This window comes from Streptomyces sp. NPDC091387, from assembly GCF_044756945.1.
Lineage (GTDB): Bacteria > Actinomycetota > Actinomycetes > Streptomycetales > Streptomycetaceae > Streptomyces.
On the sequence record NZ_JBIVTZ010000014.1, the window covers coordinates 1 to 22,301 of the forward strand.

The window sequence follows — 22,301 nt, forward strand, 5'->3', positions numbered from 1 at the left end:
CGATCCACGGATGCATGCCCGGTCAACGAACCAGCACCCCGGCAGTCACCGTGCCCGGGAGAGGAACTACTTGCACCCCTCAAGCAACGGCATTGGGCGTACGTCTCGAAGTTGATCGAGCCGGCGTCGGGATCAACCCAGTGCTTGCGCTCGATGTCAGCCTGGGTGAGCGTGAGCCAGGTCTGGGCCTCGGTACGCGTATCGAAGGTCTCCGGGGCGGTGCGACGGCTGCCGTCCGGTGCCCAGTAGCGCGTCTGCCACCGCCCCGACGGGAGCTGGCGAACGGTGCCGAACTCGCGCCGCCGCTGCGGCTTACGGACAGCCATCAGGCTGCCTTCCCGAAGCGGGAACGCGCGTCGCCGAGAGTCGGAACGGTGCGCTCTTCGACGTAGGCGGCGATGGCGCTCTCAGGGATCCGTACGGGCTTGCCGAGCTTGACGTAGCGGATGCGGCGCTCCTGGATGAGTCGCCGGATGAAGCGCACGCCGGTGCCCAGGCGCTCGGCTGCCTGCTCCACGGTGAGGAGGGTGTCGGTAGTGATCACCTCCCCCTGCGGTCGCGGGGGCTGAACGGGGGCGTGCGGTATCGCCGAAGGGCGCAAGTGAGTGCTCCGGTTCCGGCCGGCGGATGGGGCGGCAACCCCGCGCCTGGCCTCGTGTCGTTCAGGGATGGGATGGGCAGGACGGCCACAGCGAGGGTTTGCGTTCCCGCTGCGCCAGGTGGAGTGGGCCGCTATGCGTCGGAGGCAGGCCCGTACTCTTCGTTGCTCTTCATCAGCTCGGTGGCGATGGCGTTGGAGACCATCACGTCAGCCTCCTTACGGATGTCCGGGTGTTCGGCAAGATAGGCGTCGAGCTGGTCACGAGCCTTCCGCGCCTCGTGGTTGGCACGGTTGGAGGCTCTGTAGGCGGCAACAACGTTGTCGATCAGCTCCATGGCCCGGCCCATGGTCGCCAGGCTGGGCGGCCCGACGAAGTTGCTGAGCGGGACGCCGAAGATCTCGGCGAAGCCGATGGCCTCATCGAGGTTGATCCGGCGCTTGCGGTTCTCGATGCGCCAGACCGCAGACGGGTTCATGTCGAAGCCGACGTCGTTCATGCGGTCGGACAGCGTGGTGGTGCTCCAGCCGCGTTTCTCGCGCTCCAGTTTGACCCGCACAGCGGCGTTCTCCTCGCCGCTGAGGAGCACGCCCTCAGGGTTTCCCTCGTCATCCGGCATCGCCCCCTCCTCCCGTTCGCTGCGTGTACCGCCGGTTGTGCGGCATAGAACAAGATTAGCATCCGTTCTGCGGATCGCATAGCGCTATGCGATCCGCATAGTCCGTGGTACTGTAAAGCACCCCAGCAGACCGCACCGATCCGCCGAGGCATGCCTTCAGCCAGCCCCCGACATACAAAAAGCCCCCCGGTGACCCAACACCGAGGGGCTCAGAGCGCAAACCTCATGCCGCCCATCCCTGAACGACTGACCTGCGAGGCCGGGATTGCCGTCCCATTGGCCCGCAAGCGGAGGAGCTACATGTCCAGTATGGACGATCCCGCCCAGAGCACGCCATCCCTTCCGAACACCGCCGCCCTATGGCCGCCGGTGGCCATACCCGGCCGCCCCGCCGAGCCCGTACCGCCGCCGACAGAGGAGCCCGAACCTGCTCCGCCGTCCGAGGGCGAGGCGGTGCTCGCGGAGCTGCGGGAGCAGATTCGCCGCTACGTCGTACTGCCGAGCGGGGAGGCGTTCACAGCCGTGACCCTGTGGGTTGCGGCTACGCACTTGCAGACGGCGTGGCAGCACGCTCCTCGACTGGCCGTCGTGGGGCCGGCGAAGCGGTGCGGCAAGTCGCGGCTGCTGGACGTGATCACCGAGAGCGTTCACGATCCGTTGATCACGGTCAACGCGTCGGCCGCCGCGGTGTTCCGGTCGATCACCGCCACACCGCCCACCCTGCTGGTCGACGAGGCCGACACTCTCTTCGGCTCCGCGAAGGTCGCGGAGAAGAACGAGGAGATGCGCGGCCTGCTCAACGCGGGGCACCAGCGCAACCGCCCCACCCTGCGGGTTTCCGGACCCAACCACGAGGTCTCGAAGTTCCCCACGTTCGCCATGGCGGCCCTCGCCGGCATTGGCGACCTGCCGGACACGATCATGGACCGGTCGATCGTGATCCGGATGCGGCGCCGCAGGCCGGGCGAGAAGGTGGCGGAGTTCCGTACTTTCCGTGACACCCCGCCCCTCCACGCGCTGCGTGACCGGCTCGTCGCCTGGCTGACTCCCCTGCACGCCGAGGCGATGGAGCTGACACCGGCCATGCCGGTCGAAGACCGGGCGGCCGACACATGGCAGCCGCTGGTGAGCGTTGCCGACCTCGCCGGCGGAGCATGGCCGGGCCTCGCCCGCACCGCCTGCCAGATCATGGCCAAGCACGAAGCCGAGCACGACCAGGACCGCAGCAGCCTGGGCATTCGCCTGCTGGCCGACATCCGCCGCGCCTTCACCACTGAAGGCAACCCGCCGGCGCTCCGCACCAGCCGACTCCTCGACATCCTCAACCAGGACGACGAGACGCCCTGGGCGGAGTACACCGCCAACGGCCTGACCCCTCGGGGCCTGCAACTCCTGCTGAGGGAGTACGGCATCAGCTCGGCCACCCGCCGCTTCCACGGCAACGTCCAGGCCAAGGGCTTCACCCGCGTGCAGTTCGCCGATTCCTGGGCCCGCTACTGCCCCGAGCCCACCCCCGAAACGGCGACCGGGGCCTGACCCGGCACGACCCGTCACGACCCGTCTCCGCGCAGGTCAGGGCGGTGACGAGTCGCGATCCGGTGACGAGTCGACTCGTCGCTACCGCCGCACTCGTACCTGCCCTGACCAGGCACGCGACGAGTCGTGACGGGTCCCCCGCCCTCAGAGCCACCTCAGCCGCACCCCGCACTCTGGAGCATTTCCCCTTGTCCTCCCCCGCCATCACCGCGGCACCGTCTGCCCCACTGCCACTGGCCACCGCGATCCGCACGGGCGTGTCGCTGCTGGCCGTGGCCGCCTTCGCACTGTCCTACGACGCGCTGCGTCAGATGGCCGCCGCCAGCCACATCCACCGGGCGCTCACCTATGCCTTCCCGCTCGTCATTGACGGGTTCATCGCCATCGGGATCGGCGCCCTGCTCATCCTGCGGACCGCACCCCTGTCCGCCCGCCTCTACGTCTCCGCCCTGGTCGGCGTCGCCACCGCCACAAGCATCTGGGCCAACGTCCTGCACGCCGTCCGCCTCAACCAGCAGACCCGCCACACCAACCTCGCCCTCGACGACATCACCGTCGGAGTCATCTCCGCCATCGCCCCGCTCGCCCTGGCCGGAGCCGTCCACTTCTACCTCCTCGTCGCCCGACGCCCCACAGCCACCGACCGCCACAACAGCGGCGACCGCCACGAACCCCGCGCGGAACACACCATCGGTAAGCTCGCGCCACCACACGCCACGGACACGGATACCGATGTGCCGCAGCAGCCCGGTAAGCCGGGAGGCAAGCAGTCGAGCGTTTCCCTGGAGCAGGCCGTGGCCATCGGCCGCACGGCTCCCCTCGGACGAGGCGACAGCGTTTCCCGCCGCAACGTCGAGAAGGCGATCCGGGACAACGGATTCGGCATGTCACGCGCCCGCTTGGACAAGGTCAAGGACCTGCTACAGGCCGAACTCGACGCCGTCACCACAAGCACCGACTGAACCTCGCACCGCACGTCTCCCCAGCCCGTTCCTCCCATGAATCAGCACGGGAGGAACGGGCCCTCTCCCTCCACCACCGCTTGCAGGAGCCCCCATGCACGGCCTCGACCCCGAACCCTCATCAGCGCAGCAACAGATGACCGCCACCCCGGCATCAGGCGGAGCAAGGTATGGCGTTGGACCGTCCACGGGCCGGTCCAACGCAGATGCCTCCGCCCCGGGGGTGGCGGAGGAGCTCGGGCGCCAGGGGGCGCCCGACCGGAACAAGCCCGTCGACACCACCACCCGCACCGTGCTACCGCAGCGTGCCGCCGAAGCCGCCGCACTGCACCGAGTCGCCCGCCGCCGTCAGCGCAAAGAGACCCAGCGCAAGGAACGCGTGGACGTCCGCTACAGCACCGACGAGAAAGCAGCGATCCTCACCGTGGCCCGCTCGCTGAACGTCGCCGCCGCCCACTACGTCGGCGCCGTCGTCATGGCCCACGTCCAGGGAGACCTCACGCTGCCTGGTCAGCGCACTCAGCTCGACGACTACATCGACGAACTCACAGCCCTCCGAGGTGAAGTCGCCAAGATCGGCCACAACGTCAACCAGATCGCCAAGAAGCTCAACTCCGGCGACCGCCCACACCCTGGGGACACCGCACTCCTCGACCATGCGGAACGCGCCCTCGGCACGGTCGGCATCACCATCCGCCACATCGCCGCAGCCGCCACTCAGGCCGCCGCCACAAAGGGGCCGCGGTGATTGCAAAGATCAGCAGCGGCAAGAGCACAGCCGGCCTCATCCGCTACCTCTACGGCCCCGGCCGGGCCAACGAACACACCGACCCGCACCTCGTCGCCTCCTGGGACGGCTTCGCACCCGACCCCGGCCGCACCGACGACACCGCCGCCACGAAGAAGCTCCTCGTGGCCGACCTCGACCTACGCACGCAGCAGGCCAGGCGACTCGGCCGGGCCCCGAAGCAGCACGTGTGGCACTGTTCCGTCCGAGCAGCACCCGGCGACCGCATCCTCGACGACGCCGAATGGGCGGAGATCGCCCGCCGTGTCGTCACAGCAACCGGCATCGCACCGACAGACGATCCGGACGGCTGCCGTTGGGTCGCCGTCCGGCATGCCGACGACCACATCCACATCGCCGCCACCAAGATCCGAGGCGACCTGCGCACCGCACGCCACTGGAACGACTACCTCACCGCCGACCGCGAACTCGCAGCCTTCGAGAAGGAATACGGCCTCTTCCAAGTCGTACGCGGAGACCTCACCGCCGCGAAACGGCCCACCCGCGCCGAGCAGGAGAAGGCCCACCGGGCCGGCCACGACAAGCCCGTCCGCGTACGCCTGCGCACCCTCGTCCGCACAGCAGCGGCTGCTGCCACGACCACCGAGGAGTTTCTCGCTCTACTCACCCGCACCAGCGGCGTCCTCGTCGAGGTCCTGCACTTTCCCTCCGGAGACCCACGCGGCTACAAAGTCGCCCTGGAAGACGACACGAACGCCGAAGGAGAACCGGTGTGGTTCTCCGGCTCCACACTGTCGCCGGACCTCTCCCTCCCCAAGATCCAGAGCCGTCTCGCCGCAGCAGACATCCCGGTCGGCAACCCCAACGGGCGTCTACGGCCGCACCCGTGGCACCAAGCCACCGCAGCCACGGAGCGCATCCCCCACCACCTCGGCCGGCCGGACGCCGAAGCCGCCCAGGCCCACCTGGCCGCCCTCGGCGAAGCATTCGACGCCGTGGCCCTCACCGCACCGCCAGATATCCGTACCGAACTCCGGGCAGCGGCCTCTGCCTTCGAACGGGCAACCCGTTCGCGTATCCACGCCGAACACCACCACGCCCGTGCCCTGCGCGGGGCAGTGAAATCTATGCTCCGCGAGCCATCACCCAAGGACGGAGCTCTCCTGGCGATGTTCCTCGATGCCGCGCTCCTGGCCGTCATCGCCGCCGCCCGCTGGCACGACCAACAACAGCACAACCAGCAGGCCGCAGCCACCCAGCAGACTCTGCTCCATCTCCAGGCCGCCTACGAGCGAACCTCATCCGGGCACCTGCTTGCCGCCGGCCAGCATCGACCGCCTCAGAAGGTCGCAGTCCGGTACGCCCAGCTCATCCGCCAGGCCGCCCCCACGCACGCCGACCAGATCCTCACCGACCCCGCCACCGACGCACTCACCACCGCAATGGCCGCCGCGGAAACCGCAGGACACGATCCCGGACGCCTGTTGCAACAAGCAGCAGACGAACGTGCCCTCAACGACGCCCGCTCCCCAGCACGCACCCTGGCCTGGCGCGTACAACGGCTCTCGCAGAGGCCCGCTCCAAGCCGGCAAGCTCTGGCGGCACAGGCACGCAGCACCGTCCTACGCCCCGTGACTCTCCCGCAGTCTGCGGCACCGGCCACACCCACCGCTACCTCTCGTCCTCGGCGGAGGTGATCACCCGTGGGCAGACGCTCTCAGCGGGAGGGAGTCAAGTGGTTCTTCCCGACCGGAGCTGAGAGAGGGCCTGTGCCACCGGCAAGTCGTACCGGTCCTTGCTCTGCTCCCAGAACGAGAGGACCCGAGCCGTGGCCTCGGCCATATCCGTAGGCAGGTCGGCCGCCCGGAGAGTATCGGCGACCTCTTCCATCTCGGGCGCCCAGCGCCAGGCCCGGGCAGCCACGCTCGGCAGATATCCCGGATCGGAGAGGATCGCAGAGACCATGATCTCGGCTTCAGCTGTGAGGTGGTCGCCGACTCCATGGGCGTGTGCGAGCGCGTGGGAGACCCCTGCGAGAGTACGAGCGGCCTTCTGGTAACTGGCGAAGGCCATCTTCAGGGCGGAAGCGGAACCGATGGCCTCGCCTGCCCGGCACACATCCAGCGAGGAGTCCGTGAACAGCGGCTCCACCAGGTCGACGGCGGAGCCGGCCCCTGCGAGATAGAGCCGTGCCGTACGCCCTTCACCTGGCGGCGGACCGAAGACGGCGCCGTCGACGACCTCGGAGCCGGGGCGGATCTCCTCCGCGATGCGCTGTACGCGCTGGGGACTGATGGCATTGACATCGACGTACGCCCCAGCGAAGGCGTGCGCAGCCACGGCCGCTGCCACGTCCTCCGCCGCCTGCGGTGGGCAGACCGAGAGAACGACCGCGCTTCGGGACAGCGCTTCCGCGAGCGAGTCACAGGCCGTGGCGGCGGCGTCGCTGGCTCGGCGCCACGTGTTCTCACTGCGTTCCTTGGGCACCCACAGCACCTCATGGCCGCCGGCGACAAGCTCGGCGGTGACCGCCGCGCCCATGGATCCCGGGTGCAAGACGGTCACGACGGTCACTGGCTGCCTCCGGCGAAATGCGACGTGGTGTGTTCCTCATCAACATGATCCGCTGCCGTAGAGCAGCAACGGCGGAGGGCTCAGCACCTGGCTCGGACGAGCAGGTCGCCGATAAGGCGAAGTTCCCCCTGCCTCGTGTTGGCCCTTCATGGCGAAACAGGGAACACGCCTGTGGCACCCCTGTCCCGGCAGCTCGTCTCACGCGCAAGCCGCGTCATGGGTACCGTGCTGGAGACGAACTCTGTACGGACAGACCGGCGATCGCGCCGGATCGTCCGGCGGCCGGGAGGTGTCCTGATGCTGGAGGAAGCCGAGGAGATCGGCAAGCGCGTCCGCAGGGCGAGGCTGCGGTTGGGTATGCCGCAGGCCGACCTGGCGACGGCCCTGGGGAAGTCGCAGGGCTGGGTGTCGAAAATGGAACGTGGCCTGATCGAGCTGGACCGGGTCGGGCTGCTCAACCAGGTGGCCGCAGAGCTGCACGTCCATCCGAACGACCTGATCGGGCGCCCGTACAGCAGCTCCCCGGACGACAACCAGTGGCAGGTCGCCGCCTCGTCGATCCTGCGCGAGCTGCGCCGCTACGACCTCGTCCCCGTCTTCGACGGGGCCCCGCGGCCCGCATCACAGCTGTGGAGTGAGATGACCCGGCTTCACCGCCTGCGGGACACCGCTTCCAACGTGGCGATTCTCCGGGTCCTCCCGGACCTGTTCCGCGAGGCGCGCGCCCTGGCGGAGGAGTCGGAGGGGCACGAGCGGGAGGAGGCGTACGCCATCTACGCCGTGTGCTGCAAGTTCGCGCACACCGCCGCCCACTCCCTCGGGCACCCCGAACTGGTCGCCATGGCGTGCGAACGGGCCGCGTGGTCAGCCAGGTTGTCGGGAGATCCGGTGCTGCCTGCCGTCGCCGACTGGATGAGGGTCTGGGACATGTGGGCGACGGCTGACTGGGCCGACGCGCTGACGCTCTCGGACAAGGCGATCACCTCGGTGGAGCAGGAGTACGACCGTGGCGAGCCGCTGGCCGTGCGGGCCTGGGGAACGCTGCAGCTGCGGGCTGCGGTCTCCGCCGCCCGAGCCGGCCGCGCCTCGGAGGCCGAGGACCGGATCGGCCACGCGAAGGCTGCTGCCGATCGCATGGACGCGTACGTCGGGGCACCGGTGTACGACCGGCATTCGCTGACGTTCTCCGCCGGGAACGTGCAGATCCACGCGATCAGCGTGGCCCTGGAAATGGGCAAGCAGGGCAAGGCGCTGGAGATAGACCGCCGTACCAGCCCGGAACTGGTGGGCTCGCTGCCCAACTCCCGCCAGGGGCACCACCACATGGATGTCGCGCGCGCCTGGCTGTGGGACGGGAACCGGGGAAAGGCCCTGGCCGAGTTGGAGACGGCTGAGCGGATCGCGCCCCAGCTCGTACGGAACCACCCCATCGCCCGCTCGATGCTTCGCAGCATCGTCTACGCGGAACGAGCAGTCACGCGGGAGAAGCTGCGGCGCATGTCCGACCGCTTCCACCTCGACGGATAGGGGTCGTATTCCTCCGGCTCATATTCAAGGGTTGTCCTGTCCCTAACTTCAGGGCATGACGCCACGACGTTCTCCCCACCTCCCATCCCAGGGAGCCGGGTTAGGTACCGCAGCTCCCTTCGTTCCCCGGCTTGGCGACCTCGCCACCGACAGCGCCCGCGAGGGCCGTGTGGGGGTCGTGGTCGCCCTCCCTGGTGAGGGCGCCACCACGACCTACCACCTGCGCCCGCCCGGGGGCGGGACCCAGTGGTCCGCGCCCGCCGACGGGACGACGCTCAGGCCCGTGCCGGTGGAGGCCACCCACGCCACGCTGCTGGCCGGCCGGGACGCGGTCTACGACCCGAGGGCCCGGCAAGGGTCGGTTCCCGTCGAGTTCCACTTCGATGACGGCTCGACCCTCGACGGCGCGCTCATCCTCACCTCTGCCGAGCTGGAGCGGTTGTACGCGCAGACCAGCCGCCTCCTCGACGCCCACGAACGCACCCTCGGCGGCACCTCGTGACCGTGGCTCGGCGCCGCCATGCTCGAAACGCCGCGTCCAGAACCGCACGGTCCGGCCAAGGAGGCCGAATCGCGCTCACGTTCCTGGCCGTAGCCGGCCTGGTCGGCCCGGCCTGGGCACTGCGTGAGCACGCCGGCCCGCTCCTCGGAAGCCGTGGCCACCGGCCCTCCGCCGTCGCACCGGACGCGAGCCTGCTCTCCGACCGCTGAGGCCGTTCCCGGCGTCCGGACCGCCTGCCCGTGCTCGGCCGCCGGAGCCTCCCACGCTGCTCTCTCGTCGAGCGGCGCTGAAGAACCGTCGCTCTCAGCGCGGCTTCGGCCGCCCGGAGCGGGACTGCCTGCACCCCGTCAGCCATCTGGAACATCCACGCGTGATTCTCCAGGGAGGGATCATGGACATCCCGTACGTCGTCATCGACCAGCTCGTCCCCGACCAACAGCAGCTCTGGAACACGTACTTCGGCAACGCCGATCGCCCCCGGTACATCGAGGAAGGTATCTGGCGCCGCACCCAGGAGAAGGCCACCGCCGGCCAGTCCGGCTGGGCGGCCTCCGACGATGCCCGGCGACGGATCATCCACTACCGCTACCGGTACGGCTTGGTGCCCACGACGGCTGCGCCGGCCATCGGCTTGACCGACCTGTACCTCTATCACTCCGCATCCGCCCCGGCCGACGAGATCGACGCACACCACGATGCCCTGTGGGATTCGCTCGCCACCGGTGGCTGGAAGGAGGCTCCCGGTGGATTCCTATGGACACGGCGGGATCTGAAGTGCCGGATCACCGAGCACAACGTCCACCCCCAGGACGCCGCTGCGGGCCGCGCCCTCCCAGCCGGCTACCGGAGCCTGGACGTGCAGATCGCCTCTGTGTCCTACGCGCCGCCGCCCGCTGTCCGGCAACTGCCGTGGAACGTGCTCTCCACTGGAATCCGGTTCAAAGACCGCCCCGGCACGCCGACCCGCGTGCCGGACCTGTCCGTCCTCGCGAACCTGCGACCGTTCCAGGTGGAGATCGGATGCGGTACGTCGGTCGAAGCGGGAATCCCGCCCCTGCACCGGCTCCACGAGATCTACCGGGTCACCGACCGCCAGGGCCACGAGCCGCGGGAGCACCGCTTCACCCTCTCCCCGACAGCGGACACACTCCTCCACGAGGTGCTGACGGAGCCGGAGGAGAAGACTGCGGAATTCGTGGAGATGTTCCGTGCCTGCTTCCTGGCCGAGCCGACCCCGGCCATGCGGGCGCTGAAGGAACTGAAGGACGCCGGGCACCTCGTCGGTCCGGTCATCACCAACAACTTCGACGTGCTCGCCGCGCGCGCCGGGCTCGACGAGTGCTTCATGCGCCGCTACGACCAGGCCGTACCCGACGTCGAGTGGGTCGACGGTGCCAAGGCACTCCTCGTTGTCGGCCTGCACGCCGACCGACGCAAGGTCCAGGCTCGCGCCCGCGCACGCGGCATGCAGATCGTCTACCTGGACCCGGAGGGCTTCTGGCACGACGGCCAGTTCATGCCGTACCCGCTGGAGGGACCCCAGGACGGTGACCTGGCGTGCCGGGCAACCGCCGCTGAGGCGTTGCCCGCACTCGTCAATCTCCTGAAGCAGCACGCTGGTTGATTCACCTGCACGAAGAGGGCCGCGCCGGGTGGTGACGCTAGCGTGACGCACCCGGCCGGCCCGGACTCCCCGGGCGGGCGAGAGGCAAGGAAAGGAGCGTCGACCCCATGCGCGTATCCGTCATCGGTTGCGGTCACCTGGGTATCCCCCACGCCGCTGCCATGGCCGAGATCGGCCACGAGGTCGTCGGCGTGGACCTGGACCAGGCGAAGATCGACCGTCTCAACGCCGGCGAGTGCCCCATCTACGAGGAGGGCCTCCCGGAACTCCTCGGCACCCACACCGCATCCGGGCGACTGCGGTTCACCACCAGCCTCGCCGAAGCCGCCGAGTTCGCCGACGTCCACTTCCTCGCCGTGGGCACGCCCATCGACGCGGACGGACGGAGCTACGACACCGGCCAGGTCTTCGGCGCCGCCCGCGCCCTCGCCCCGCACCTGTCCCGCCCGACCGTGATCGTCGGGAAGTCCACGGTCACCGTCGGCACCTCCCGCGACCTCGGCGCACTCCTCGCGCGTCTCTCCCCGGCCGGTGAGGACGTGGAGGTCGTCTGGAACCCGGAGTTCCTCCGCGAGGGCCACGCCATCGACGACACCCTGCGACCGGACCGGATCGTCGTCGGCGTCCCCTCGGTCCGCGCGGAGGACGCTGTGCGCCAGGTCTACGCGCCTCTCCTGGCGAACGGGATCCCGCTGTTCGTCACCGACCCCGCCACCGCCGAACTCATCAAGGGCGCCGCCAACGCCTACCTCGGCATGAAGATCTCCTTCATCAACGGCGTCGCCGACATGTGCACCGCTGCCGGAGCCGACGTCCAGCAGCTCACCGAGGCCATCGGCCTGGACCCGCGTATCGGCCGCGGCGGCCTGAACGCCGGCCCCGGCTACGGCGGCGGCTGCCTCCCGAAGGACGTCCGAGCCTTCACCGCCTCCGCCCGCACCCTGGGCGCCACCGAAGCAGCAACCCTTCTACGAGCCGCCGAGGAGGTCAACGAATCGCGCCCCACCGCCGCACTGAAGCTCATCGAGCAGACCCTCGGCCGACCCGTCGACGGCGTACGCATCACCGTCTGGGGAGCTTCCTTCAAGGCCGGCACCGACGACGTCCGCGAATCTCCAGCCCTGGCGATCGCCGCCCTCATGCACCAGCGCGGAGCGACCGTCACCGTCCACGACCCGCACGCCGTGCCCACGGCACTGCGTCGGCACCCGGAGCTTGACTACGCCGAAGCCCTCGACGACTCCGTCCAGGGCGCCCAACTGATCGTCCTGGCCACCGAGTGGCCCCACTTCCGAGAGGCCGACCCCAAGGCCCTCGCCCCATTGGTCGCGGTCCCGGTCCTCGTCGACCTCCGCAACCTCATCGACGCCGACGCCTGGCGCATGGCCGGATGGACCGTACGCCAGCTCGGACGACCCGCACAGGAATAACCGAACCCATCGACCCGGAGGTCCGCCATGGACACCCTGTGGGACAACATCGAGAAGCTCTCCGTCGTCTGCCGAGCGGCTGGCGCCCATCTGCCCGACGAGGAGCTCAAAAGCCTCCAGGTCGGCAAGGTCGCCGAAGAAGCCGGCGAGGCCATGCACGCCCTCCACGGTCTGAAGGGCCTCACCACCTGCGGCGACGACCACGTCTGGTCCGAGGTCCAGAACGACCTGGTCGGCGCCGTCATCGCCGCCCTCTTGGCCATGCATTACATCGACCCCATCAGCGCCCGCGCCACCTTCGACGAAGTTCTCCACCACCGGACACGGAGGGGCCGCGAGGCCGCCACATCTGCCTGACAATCTCCGAATCCGCTGTCGGCCGCACTCACCAGGTGCGTCCGACAGCTGTGTGCGAGCACGAACCACGCCAAGCACCTGGCTCCAGCACCAAAAGAGCTCTGCGGCTTCATCAATGCACCCGGCTGCGCTCCCTCCTGCCTCCGGCCGGCTCGGCCCTGCCGTCGCCGACGCGAGCCCACAGCGGATAGGCCCGGAGGGCATGAGACGAGAACTAAGCCCGCGGCTTCACAACGACGCCTCGGCGGGGACCCTCAGACTCCGGAACGGACGGGGCACCGTCCGCGCGTGCCGGCCGGAGCGAGGCGAGCGTCGCGAGGACCCCATTGAAGTGGCAGGAGGTCGTTGTCCTCCAGTGGCCTGTAGCGCAAATGAGCTCTGCAGATGTACGGCACTGCGATCAGCTTTTCTCTGCAACGGGCACGCGCCCTGCCTTCATGGAGATCGGGATCTATCCGATGTCTGTGCCGTCGTGTAGCGTCCGGGAACCGGTCGAAGATGGGGGGAGCCGGTGATCGACTTTATAGATCACACAAACGGGCAAGATCATTTTCTCGCGCCTGGCAGGTACCAGTTGGACGCGGACGAGACGAGGGCCCTGCTCGTCGACAGCGAGCGCTTTGAGGCCTCGACGACTCGCCAACAGATCTGGAGCGGATTCGAGCTGTACATGGCCCGTTTCTTCCGTCTGGACGAGCACTTTAGTGAGACGCTGAAGGGCGAATCGCTTGTGCACTGTGTGTGGCTTGGCGGCAGCTTCGTTAGCTCGCGAATCAACCCTCGAAACGCCGACCTAACGGTTTTCATCAACGACACTGCTGCCCAAGCGATTAAGGGGAAACCTCGGTCGGGCTGGATGTCCAAGGCGTTCACGCGGGTACACACTGAAAGGGAGTACCTGCTCTCTGCTCTCGAGGTGCGCTATCACCCTATCCGCTCAGTCTTTGACCTCGATGTACTTGAGCACCAGCAACTCGAGTATCTGCTCCAGCGCGGCGCTTGGGATGACTGGTGGCAGCGCTGCAGGCCTGCCGGCCAGAAGGATGCACCTACTCTGGACAGTGCCGTTCCTAAGCGGGGCTACTTGGAGGTGACTCTATGACTGCGAGTTGGCGGCAACGCATGCTGAACAGTCATCGCGCCGACCTGGACGAGTGGCTGGAGCATGAGGACCCCAGCGAACGGGACGAGGATACGGTCGATTCGGAGCGTAGGGCCGAGTGGCTGTCCTCTGTGCGCGAGTGGGATCCGACGGCACGCCTTCGCGACGAGCTGACTATCCGACTAACCGGTGATGAGGCGGGCAAGGGCGGTCTGAGGTTCTCCGTCGGTAACGCCCTCCTTAAGCCTCTCCAGGACGGCGTTACAGCATCCACAGACGAGGACGTCGAGCTGGAGCTAGTAGGTATCTCGTCCGGCAGTACCGTCCTTCACGTGCGCCCAACGATGCGCAAAACGCATATCGAAGAAGATCTGTCAGGTGACGGAGAGCCGCTAGGTGAGAATGTCACCGAAGTGACAGAACAAGCCATCGGCGTACTATTCGATGCGGTTAAGACGGTCGAAGCCAGAGAGGACGTTTCCGAGTGGACTCCCATGCTATCGAGTCTCTCTAAGCTGGTGAGCGCGCTCGATAGGTTCGACCTGTCAGTACAACTTCGGTGGTTTTCAGGCGATGGTTCTGTTCACAGTTCGAATCTTTCCGAATCCGGAAAACAATACGTTCGCGAACTGCGAAAGACTCACGCAGAGGCATTCACCCGTGTACAGCGCACTATTTCAGGGCGCGTAACTGAACTTAAACTTGCGGGCGTGGCCGTTATCAAACCACCCGCCAGTCCAGCTGTGTCGGTGAAGTTTGAGCCTGGCCAGATCACTGAAGTCCCATGGAGCTTGGGCGACGAGGTGCACTTGATGGTCGAAGAGCGCCGCCGCCTCACCCGCAATGGCGGGCGGACTGTGACTGAATATCTCTTCCAACAGACTTACCGGGAGACTAATGAGGGTGACTTGGAGCCTTTCAACTCCCCTGACGCGGTTCCGATGGACATGCCGCTCCGCATTCGTCGTGCAATCGATGCAGATGATCAATAGATTGCTGGGGAATGCCTCAATGTGGGCCGCCAAACAACCTACTGGCGGCCCACATTCGCTCGTTAGCGTTAGCGCGCCCTTTCGGGGCAGCCGAATACCTTCACTGTTGCGGTGGTCCGGAATTGCTTCCGAAAATTCCCAGGGTTTCCAGTTTTTCCATCGCCTTACCGCGGAAGACGATTACGGCCGACACGACAATTGACGCTCCAATTGCCACCGGCTGCAGGCTTTCAGCCAATCCCAACAGACTGAGGAAGAACATTGATGTCCCGGACAGCACGAGAACCAGCACTGCCCCAAGGGCAAGACGAGTTGTTTCCCTCTCAGAAACATTGATTTGCTGTATTAGTTCTTCATCCAGAAGCGTCCTGTACCGACGGTCTGCCAGCCGCGTTGACATTTCCACCAGCGTTAAACCAAGAACCCTAATGTCCTGATCAGGCGCCTCCCCCAGACGCTCTTCAGCTTCTTTCAGGAAGAGCGAGACTCTCTGCACATGCCGACGCACAACACGTTTCCTGCCACGCCGACCCCCCTTAGGCCCAGCTTCCAGGCGGGCCAAGGAGCGCAAAGAACGGCGGAGAGCGACTATCGCTTCCACCGCTTCATGCAGTTTAGTGACACGTCGCTCTCCTGTTTTCCCGATCGGTGCAGAAATCGCAATAATTGCCAGAGAACACACGCGAACAACAGATGCATTTCGGTTCAGAACAATGACCCTACGACCGGGGAACTTGATTCCGGGATAACCAAAGGCCACCCTGAACGCAACAACCGTGGGGCCGAATGCAACCAATGTGTAGTAGGTTACCAATAGCACGAAACTAAGGGAGAGTCGAAGTAGTTGCGTGATCAAATCCCCTGAATTTTCGGAGTGCTCAGCCACCGAAGCTGCCGCACCGAAAAGAACCTCGGAAGTCTGCCTTAACGAGCCTTTTTGATCATCCAGAATAAAAACAAATGGTGCCAGCCACCAAACTCCCATGACAAAACCACACAGCTGACTTATAGCGCCCGCTCTACGTGCTGTCCGATCGTTTACGCGAAGCGCCAATCGCACTCTTAGCGGAATTGGGTATCCTGGACAGAGGCGTTCGATACTTTCGGTCAGCTGGGAGATTTCGTCACCAGCGGCTCGTCTGCGCCGACGTGCGCGAAGAGCCTGAACCCGGGCCAACATGCAGCGATCATGCCACCGAACCGCCTGGATAGCCGCAGGGTTCGCCGTATTGGCTGTCGTCATTGACGGGGCAAGGCTGCCGGATGGCGCGTACCTGGAAGAGGGGTTCCTGCCCGCCGTTCACCCGCAGCGACTTCCAAATTGGCTTCCAATGTGTTCAAATGGGATGAATTACTCCAGTGCGCGCGCTATGACGACTGGGTGGTGACTTCTGGGACCGTCTCGACCAGCTCCATGAGGCGAAGCCGCACCCATGCCCCATCCGTGCCCAGCAGAGCGGACAACAGCGGTCAGATGCGGTTCCCACGGACCATGGCCACGGAAGCCTCGCCACATGAAAGCGCAGGTCAGGCTCGCTTCGGCGGCCCAAGAACCGCTGATTCCCAAGCTCAGAGCGCGAGTTCGATTCTCGTCACCCGCTCCATGATGAAGGCCCTGGTCGGAGACCAGGGCCTTGTTTGTTGTCTAGACCATTTTTAGGGCTCGTGCCATTCGCGTGCCATAACGCCCCTTCCCATCTGCATCAATAGTGGATCTGTCACCCCTCAGGGCGAGCGCTCCACTACCGGGTCCCGCGTCGCGAGATCCCTTCCAAGTGCCCTGCGTCACACCCACGGTGCGGACTGCTGTTCTTGCGCGATCAACGCCGCGCAGCCCGTGGGGCGGATGGTCCGGGCGGACGTGGCACCAGCGGGTGAACAGTCGCCCCACCACGCCCCGAGGCTGCAGCCGACTGTTGGCGGCGCACGTCGAGATCGATGTTGGCGGCGAGCCTGCGCTGATGCTCCTTGGTGGAGTGCTGATAGATCAGTTGCGCGCGCTCGGATGACTGGCCGGCTCGGACCATGAGGTCCTTGAGCTTGGCACCGGTGTCGGCCGCGAGCGTGTTGCCCGTATGCCGTAGGTCGTAGAAGCGGAAGCCTTCGGGCAGCCCCACCGTGTCCCGAGCCCTGCGCCACTTGCGGCCGAACGTGGTACCGCGCAGCGCCGCTCCCCTCTCGCCGACGAAGACGAGCCCGTCCGGACCCGGCTGGGCGAACCACTCCAGGTGTCGACGGACATCCTCGTGGAGGAAAGACGGCAGCACGATCTCCCGCCGGCCCGCCCGGGACTTGGGAGCGCCGACCACGCGGTGACCTGTGCTGAGCTCCGGTGCAGCACGGCGAACCCAGAGCGTGCCGACGTCAAGGTCCACGTCCCGGCGACGTAGCTCGGCGAGTTCCTCGGGCCGCATCGAGGCGAAGGCACCGAGCAGAACCATGAGGCGCCAGCGCAGGCCGATCACCTCCGCCGCGGCGAAGACCTGCTCGACCGTCGCCACCGGCCGCTCGTCGGCGTCCTCGCGACCTGCCCCACTGATACGGCAGGGGTTCTTGCGCAGCATGTCGTCCTCGACTGCGGTCTCCATCACGGCCTTGAGGAGCCGGTACGACTTGGCCACCGTGGTGGCACCGGTGGCCGACAACCGCTCCGCCCGCCAGGCTCTGACCCGAGCGGGGCTGATCATGTTGACGTTCATCTCGCCGAACGTCGGCTCCAGGTGGAGCCGGAACAGCCGGCGGTACAACTCAGCAGTGGTTGGGGCGAGGCCGCGTTCAGCGATCCAGCGCGTGGTGTAGTCGGCGAACAAGACCTCACCGGCGGTCGGGTCGAGCCAGTCGCCCCGCATCTGGTCCGCTTGGACCTGGACGAGGAACGCCTCTGCATCGCGCCTGGTCTCGAAGGTTTCCGGCGCGGGCCGCAGGGTGTCATCGGCCGTGCTGGGGTAGCGGGCCTGATAGCGCCCCGAGGGCAGTTGTCGTATAGCGCCGAACGTGCGGCGCGGAGCCTTCTGGCGCGGACGGGCCATCAGGCCGCAACCCCGAATCCGGAGCGGCGAGTACGGACCGGCTCGACCGTCCGCGCCTCGATGTAATCGTCCAGCGCGGTGTCGGAGATGCGGACGTGCTTGCCGACCTTGACGTATCGGATACGGCGCTCAGAAACGAGGCGGCGGATGAATCGCTCACCGACACCGAGGCGTTCGGCTGCCTCGGCCACGCCGAGGAGGCGATCAGCCATTCGAGACCGCCTCCTCCCAGGTGTCGACGGGCCATGGGGTGGTGATCACTGCGGGTCGGGGCAAGGGTGTTCCTTCTACGAGGCGGCGGGTCAAAAACCGATGCGCCCAAGCGGGGGCACGCCCACGGAGGCAGACGTACGGGCATCGCGACCGCGTCGAGCTATCGCGCTGCCCCCGCTGGGACTATTTCGGCGTCCCGTAGTGATACCTCTGCATCGCCGGTTTGGTTAACCGGCGATGTGCGTCTATGTTGCCTCGACTCCCAGCAGATTTCGGGAGTACCGGAGTTGGGGATCCGGCCCACATTTTGCTGACCTGAAGCCAAAGGCGGATCGGTCACGGGCACCATCGGCACGAACTTCTTGGTGAACGGCCGATTCGGGTCTATCGTTTTTGGACCGCGTTCCACCGGCGTTCGCCGTCGGCTGCTCGCTTTGTGCGAAGTAACCCTGGACTTGCGCGAGGCGATGTGGCTTCCTTCTTGGTCCAGTCGCTGAAATGAAGGCCGCCCGGATCGGTCCTCGGTGCGCCAGCTCCGTCCGACGGCAGCACCGCCGTCGCGCGATTCGCAGCCACCGCCACCACCCCCTGCTTCGAGGAGCCGCCGAACCATGAGCCACGATGCCCGCGTCTGGGTATGGGACCACAGCCTCAGCAAAGGCACTGCCCGCATGGTCCTGACCTTGATCGCCGATCGCTGCATCGACCACACCTGCACGGCCTACGCCTCCGTCCCAACCCTGATGCGCCGCGCGAACGCGTCGCGCAGCGCCGTTCGGGACGCGCTGGACAAACTGGTCGCCAGCGGCGAGATAGTCCGCCTCGACGGACGCAAAGGGCCTCGCGGGGAAACTTATTACCGTCTCCCCGAAGCCGCCCGTTTCATGACCGAGGACGTTCGAGATCCGACCCATCAGGAGGGCCAGATTCCAACCCTCGAGGTACCGGAATCCGATACCTCCAGCAGCAATGCGGACGGGCCGGAATCCGACCCCGGGGTACGGAATCCAACCCCGGGGGGTGCCGGATTCCGGTACCTCGGGGGAACGGAATCCGACCCCCAGAACAGAAATGAACCAATAGGAACCAGTAGGTACAGCAGCAGTGCACCCATCCCCGCCTCTCAATGGCAGATCGACGCAGGCAGCGAATCTTGGCTGCGGAGCGAGGGGCACCTCGCCCGCCTCGGCGAGGAGGGCGTACGAGTGGCGGATGACAAGTGGCGGGCCTTCCGGGCCGGCGGGTCTCCGCGCTCGGGTGCCGCGTGGGGTGCCGACTGGCGAGCATGGATCACTCGCGAGCGGAGCCCCGCCCCAGTAGCGCGCCACTCAGCCGCCAGCCCCAGTGGCGGGCCAGCGAGCGCCAAGATGACCCGGCCGGAGGCGCACCTGGCAGCTCTGCTGGCAGCCCTCGATGAACCGGTCCCGACGGTGTAGCGCCCTCGCCTGTTCGGCCGGTCCGCGAAGTGCGGGGACAACGGGGACCGGTCCCCGCACAGCTCGGTCTGCTGGGGACAGTCCCCCTGACGGGCAGTCGGGGACCGGTCCCCGACTCAGGTGGGGACCGGTCCCCACCAAGCTCCTTCTTGTCCCCTGCCTCTTCGGGGACCGGTCCCCGAAGAGGCAGGGAAACTGCAGGTCAGTGCGACCCGTCTACGCCGTACGGTCGGCCCCCCGAGCTCACGCTTCAGAGCTCCGAGCTGCGGGACCAGCCAGCGGGGACCGGCAGCCGACTCAGCCGGTCCCCGCCGCGTGTGCAACGACCGTGGCCCAGGTCCCTCGTACCGGCATCGCTCTTTATGCCGATGGCGTCCGAGACGCGCGGTGAACTCGGCAGCGGCCAAATCGAGAGCAATGACGTCGTCCATGCAGCAATCCGCCCCGGTCGCCCCTCACCCACGAAGGCCCTCACCGAGTCCCGGCCAGCGCAACCGTCCAAGGCCGAAGACCGGTCAACGTACGACGCCCAACTCCCACTTCGGAAAGAGACCCATGCACGACGCGCAACACGAACCCCCCAGCAGACCGCGACGGCAGATAACACGCCCCCAGGCACCAGGCGGAGCAAGGTATGGCGTTGGACCGTCCAAGGGCCGGTCCAACGCAGTGCCCGCCCCAGGGGTGACGGGGACACCTGGGAGCGAGGGCGCTCCCAGGACGAACGGCGGTGTGGTGCGGGCCGCTGAAGAAGCTGCGCTCCACCGGGTCGCCAGCCGTCGTGCGCGCCAGGACGTCCAGCGCACCGAGCGGGTCGATGTCCGCTACAGCGCGGAGGAGAAGAGCGAGATCAAGGCCGAGGCACATCGGCTCGGGCTGGCCGGCGCTCACTTCGTCGGGGCCCTGGTCATGACCCACCTCCACGGCGACTGCGCGTTGCCCGACCGGCGCACTGCGACAGACGACTTGATCGACGAGCTGGCCGCGCTGCGTACGCAGGTCGCTCGGATCGGTACGAACGTCAACCAGATCGCCCACCGCCTCAACGCGGGCGGCGATCCACACCCTGGGGACAAGACAGTACTGACAGAGGCCGCGCGGGTTCTGCTCCTGGCCCGCCAGGCAGCCACAACGATCGACATCGCCGCCGATGTGGCCGCCACACAGCACCGGGCCATCTGATTGATCGCGAACATCGTCAAGCCCGGCCACAAGACCCGCGGCGTCCTGAACTACCTCTACGGACCCGGCCGTGCCAACGAGCACACCGATCCTCACCTCATCGCCTCGTGGGACGGCTTCGCCCCCGACCCCGGCCGTGACTCGGAGGCCACCCTCTCCCAACTCACCACAGCCCTCGACCTTCGCGTGAAGCAGGCCGGTGACAAGGCGCCGAAGGAACATGTGTGGCACTGCTCGGTCCGGGCCGCACCCGAGGACCGGGCCCTGTCGGACGAGGAGTGGGCCACCGTCGCCCGCCGCGTGCTCAACGCCGCCGGCATCGCTCCGGACGGCGACGCCGACGCCTGCCGGTGGGTCGCCGTACGCCACGCCGAAGACCACATCCACATCGTCGCCACCAAGGTCCGAGGCGACCTCCGCCCAGCACGAAACTGGAACGACTTCCTGCGCGCCGACAAGGAACTCGTCGCCGTCGAGAAGGAATACGGGCTCCGCCAGGTTCCGCGCGGAGACCGCACCGCCGCCAAACGCCCCACCCGCGCTGAGCAGGAGAAGGCCCGCCGCACGGGCAATGCCCGCACCACCCGCGAGCACCTGCGCACCACCGTCCGCACAGCAGTCTCGGCGGCCACGACCGCAGCGGAGCTCTTCCAGATCATTGAGGGGACCGGTGCCCTCGTCGACGTTCAGTACTTCCCGTCCGGCGACGTCCGCGGCTACAAGGTCGCCCTCAGCGATGACACCAACTCCCAGGGCGAGCCGGTGTGGTTCTCCGGCTCCACCCTCGCCCCCGACCTCTCCTATCCCAAGATCGCCGAACGCCTGACAGCCACCGCGACAAAACTGACGGAGCAGACTGGCACCACAGCCTGGCGGCGGTTCGCCGTCGCCGTCGACCAGACGCCTGACCACCTCGCCCACGACGAGGACGAGGCAGGACAGGCCCACATCACCGCCCTCGCCGAGGCCCTCGACGCACTCCCTCTGGTAGCCCCTGTCGGCCTCCGCCCACAGCTCGTCCAAGCCGCCACCGTCTTCGAGCGCGCCGCCCGATCTCGAATCCCCGCCCAGCACCAGCAGGCCCAGGCCACCCGCTGCGCGGTGAAGGCGGTCCTGCGCGAGCCCGCCCCGCAAGACGGGGCCCTCCTCACGATCGTCCTCGACGCCCTCCTGCTCGCGGTCATCGCCGCCCAGCACTGGCATCGCACCCGGCAACACCACCAGCAGGCTGAAGCCGCCCGCCAGACCGTCACGCACCTCCGCACCGCCTACCGGGCCACCGCCACCGAGCCCCTGACCACGCTTCGGCAGCGCGGGGAACGACTGACTGAGACTCTGCGTCGCCGTCAGGAAAACACACTGCGCCGGGCCCTTCCCGAGCTGGCCGAACAGATTCTCGCGGAGCCCGGCTGGCCGTCTCTCGCCGCCACCCTCGCGCGGGCTGAAGCCGTCGGCCACAAGCCCACCGCTCTCCTCACCGAAGCCACTGCCCGACGGCAAACCGACACCGCCACCAGCCTCAGCGAAGTCCTCACCTGGCGCCTCCACCGCCGCGCCGACCTGGCCGCCGACACCACGAGCAGCGCCCCGGCATCTCCGTCGGCCACCTACCGCCAGACCAATACCCGCCAGCAGCGCCGCACGCGCTGACCCTCACCCCGAGGAGCCCACTCTGGCTCGCCGCCTGTGAGAGGTCTGGGCCCGAGGAACGCAGCCATCAGCCGGCAGAGGCAAGTTCCGCCACGCCTGCGCCGTTCCCTGAGGGAACGGCGCAGGCGTTCACTCAGGGAACGCCTGCCTTGTTCCTTTAGGGAACAGGCAGCTCCCGGGCAGGGAGCACAGCTTCCAGCATGCTCAATGGCCCAGCAT

General features: G+C 67.3%; 19 protein-coding genes and 1 pseudogene. 13 read left to right on the forward strand and 7 right to left on the reverse strand.

The window, feature by feature from the left end; genetic code table 11:
- The 3 genes and pseudogenes from ACIQM0_RS27275 to ACIQM0_RS27285 all read right to left on the reverse strand — a co-directional run.
- Positions 1–326 (reverse strand): annotated as a pseudogene (locus tag ACIQM0_RS27275) (hypothetical protein); the annotation flags it as partial.
- A complete protein-coding gene (locus ACIQM0_RS27280) occupies positions 326–544 on the reverse strand; it encodes a helix-turn-helix domain-containing protein (RefSeq protein WP_401291370.1) in 219 nt (72 codons plus the stop codon). The gene ACIQM0_RS27280 and the pseudogene ACIQM0_RS27275, both read right to left, overlap by 1 nt.
- Positions 545–732: 188 nt before the next feature.
- On the reverse strand, positions 733–1,218 hold the full coding sequence (locus ACIQM0_RS27285) for a helix-turn-helix domain-containing protein (protein ID WP_401291373.1): 486 nt from the start codon (positions 1,216–1,218) through the stop codon (positions 733–735).
- 309 nt (positions 1,219–1,527) lie between these two features.
- Between ACIQM0_RS27285 and ACIQM0_RS27290 the strand changes: the two genes are divergently transcribed.
- The 4 genes from ACIQM0_RS27290 to ACIQM0_RS27305 all read left to right on the forward strand — a co-directional run bounded on the left by ACIQM0_RS27290 (position 1,528) and on the right by ACIQM0_RS27305 (position 6,161).
- Entirely contained in the window at positions 1,528–2,754 is a 1,227-nt protein-coding gene (locus tag ACIQM0_RS27290) for a DUF3631 domain-containing protein (protein WP_401291829.1), read from the forward strand.
- A 188-nt stretch (positions 2,755–2,942) separates the two neighbouring features.
- Positions 2,943–3,716 (forward strand): DUF2637 domain-containing protein, encoded by a 774-nt coding sequence (locus tag ACIQM0_RS27295; RefSeq protein WP_371606327.1) that lies wholly within the window; start codon positions 2,943–2,945, stop codon positions 3,714–3,716.
- A gap of 223 nt (positions 3,717–3,939) precedes the next feature.
- On the forward strand, positions 3,940–4,464 hold the full coding sequence (gene mobC / locus ACIQM0_RS27300; RefSeq protein WP_401291377.1) for a plasmid mobilization relaxosome protein MobC: 525 nt from the start codon (positions 3,940–3,942) through the stop codon (positions 4,462–4,464).
- Positions 4,461–6,161: a relaxase/mobilization nuclease domain-containing protein gene (locus ACIQM0_RS27305; protein WP_401291380.1), complete on the forward strand. Its 1,701-nt coding sequence runs from the start codon at positions 4,461–4,463 to the stop codon at positions 6,159–6,161. The genes mobC (ACIQM0_RS27300) and ACIQM0_RS27305 overlap by 4 nt, the downstream gene beginning before the upstream one ends.
- 34 nt (positions 6,162–6,195) lie before the next feature.
- Here the strand turns inward: ACIQM0_RS27305 and ACIQM0_RS27310 are convergent, their stop codons facing one another.
- Positions 6,196–7,038: a DUF1932 domain-containing protein gene (locus ACIQM0_RS27310; RefSeq protein ID WP_401291382.1), complete on the reverse strand. Its 843-nt coding sequence runs from the start codon at positions 7,036–7,038 to the stop codon at positions 6,196–6,198.
- Between the two features lie 297 nt (positions 7,039–7,335).
- On the opposite strand from ACIQM0_RS27310, the gene ACIQM0_RS27315 reads away from it, so the two are divergent.
- From ACIQM0_RS27315 to ACIQM0_RS27345, 7 genes are all read left to right on the forward strand, one after another.
- Complete coding sequence (locus tag ACIQM0_RS27315) at positions 7,336–8,565, forward strand: helix-turn-helix domain-containing protein (protein WP_401291384.1); 1,230 nt, start codon at positions 7,336–7,338, stop codon at positions 8,563–8,565.
- A 178-nt stretch (positions 8,566–8,743) separates the two neighbouring features.
- Positions 8,744–9,067 (forward strand): hypothetical protein, encoded by a 324-nt coding sequence (locus ACIQM0_RS27320; protein WP_365374510.1) that lies wholly within the window; start codon positions 8,744–8,746, stop codon positions 9,065–9,067.
- A gap of 391 nt (positions 9,068–9,458) precedes the next feature.
- Entirely contained in the window at positions 9,459–10,691 is a 1,233-nt protein-coding gene (locus tag ACIQM0_RS27325; protein WP_401291386.1) for a hypothetical protein, read from the forward strand.
- Between the two features lie 107 nt (positions 10,692–10,798).
- Complete coding sequence (locus tag ACIQM0_RS27330) at positions 10,799–12,121, forward strand: UDP-glucose dehydrogenase family protein (protein WP_401291389.1); 1,323 nt, start codon at positions 10,799–10,801, stop codon at positions 12,119–12,121.
- Positions 12,122–12,148: 27 nt separating this feature from the next.
- Positions 12,149–12,478, forward strand: a complete 330-nt coding sequence (locus tag ACIQM0_RS27335; RefSeq protein ID WP_401291392.1) for a MazG-like family protein — start codon at positions 12,149–12,151, stop codon at positions 12,476–12,478.
- 511 nt (positions 12,479–12,989) lie between these two features.
- On the forward strand, positions 12,990–13,580 hold the full coding sequence (locus ACIQM0_RS27340) for a DUF6932 family protein (RefSeq protein WP_401291394.1): 591 nt from the start codon (positions 12,990–12,992) through the stop codon (positions 13,578–13,580).
- Complete coding sequence (locus ACIQM0_RS27345; protein WP_401291396.1) at positions 13,577–14,572, forward strand: hypothetical protein; 996 nt, start codon at positions 13,577–13,579, stop codon at positions 14,570–14,572. Before ACIQM0_RS27340 ends, ACIQM0_RS27345 begins: the two co-directional genes overlap by 4 nt.
- Positions 14,573–14,672: 100 nt before the next feature.
- On the opposite strand, the gene ACIQM0_RS27350 is transcribed toward ACIQM0_RS27345, so the two are convergent.
- The 3 genes from ACIQM0_RS27350 to ACIQM0_RS27360 all read right to left on the reverse strand — a co-directional run bounded on the left by ACIQM0_RS27350 (position 14,673) and on the right by ACIQM0_RS27360 (position 17,813).
- On the reverse strand, positions 14,673–15,557 hold the full coding sequence (locus ACIQM0_RS27350) for a hypothetical protein (protein ID WP_401291399.1): 885 nt from the start codon (positions 15,555–15,557) through the stop codon (positions 14,673–14,675).
- Between the two features lie 835 nt (positions 15,558–16,392).
- Positions 16,393–17,601, reverse strand: coding sequence for a tyrosine-type recombinase/integrase (locus ACIQM0_RS27355; protein WP_401291401.1), 1,209 nt, complete (start codon positions 17,599–17,601; stop codon positions 16,393–16,395).
- Positions 17,601–17,813: an excisionase family DNA-binding protein gene (locus tag ACIQM0_RS27360; protein WP_401291404.1), complete on the reverse strand. Its 213-nt coding sequence runs from the start codon at positions 17,811–17,813 to the stop codon at positions 17,601–17,603. Before ACIQM0_RS27360 ends, ACIQM0_RS27355 begins: the two co-directional genes overlap by 1 nt.
- Positions 17,814–19,934: 2,121 nt before the next feature.
- On the opposite strand from ACIQM0_RS27360, the gene mobC (ACIQM0_RS27365) reads away from it, so the two are divergent.
- Together mobC (ACIQM0_RS27365) and ACIQM0_RS27370 are read left to right on the forward strand one after the other, a co-directional pair.
- On the forward strand, positions 19,935–20,432 hold the full coding sequence (gene mobC / locus ACIQM0_RS27365) for a plasmid mobilization relaxosome protein MobC (RefSeq protein WP_401291407.1): 498 nt from the start codon (positions 19,935–19,937) through the stop codon (positions 20,430–20,432).
- Complete coding sequence (locus tag ACIQM0_RS27370; protein ID WP_401291410.1) at positions 20,433–22,082, forward strand: relaxase/mobilization nuclease domain-containing protein; 1,650 nt, start codon at positions 20,433–20,435, stop codon at positions 22,080–22,082.
- The last annotated feature ends 219 nt before the right edge of the window (positions 22,083–22,301 follow it).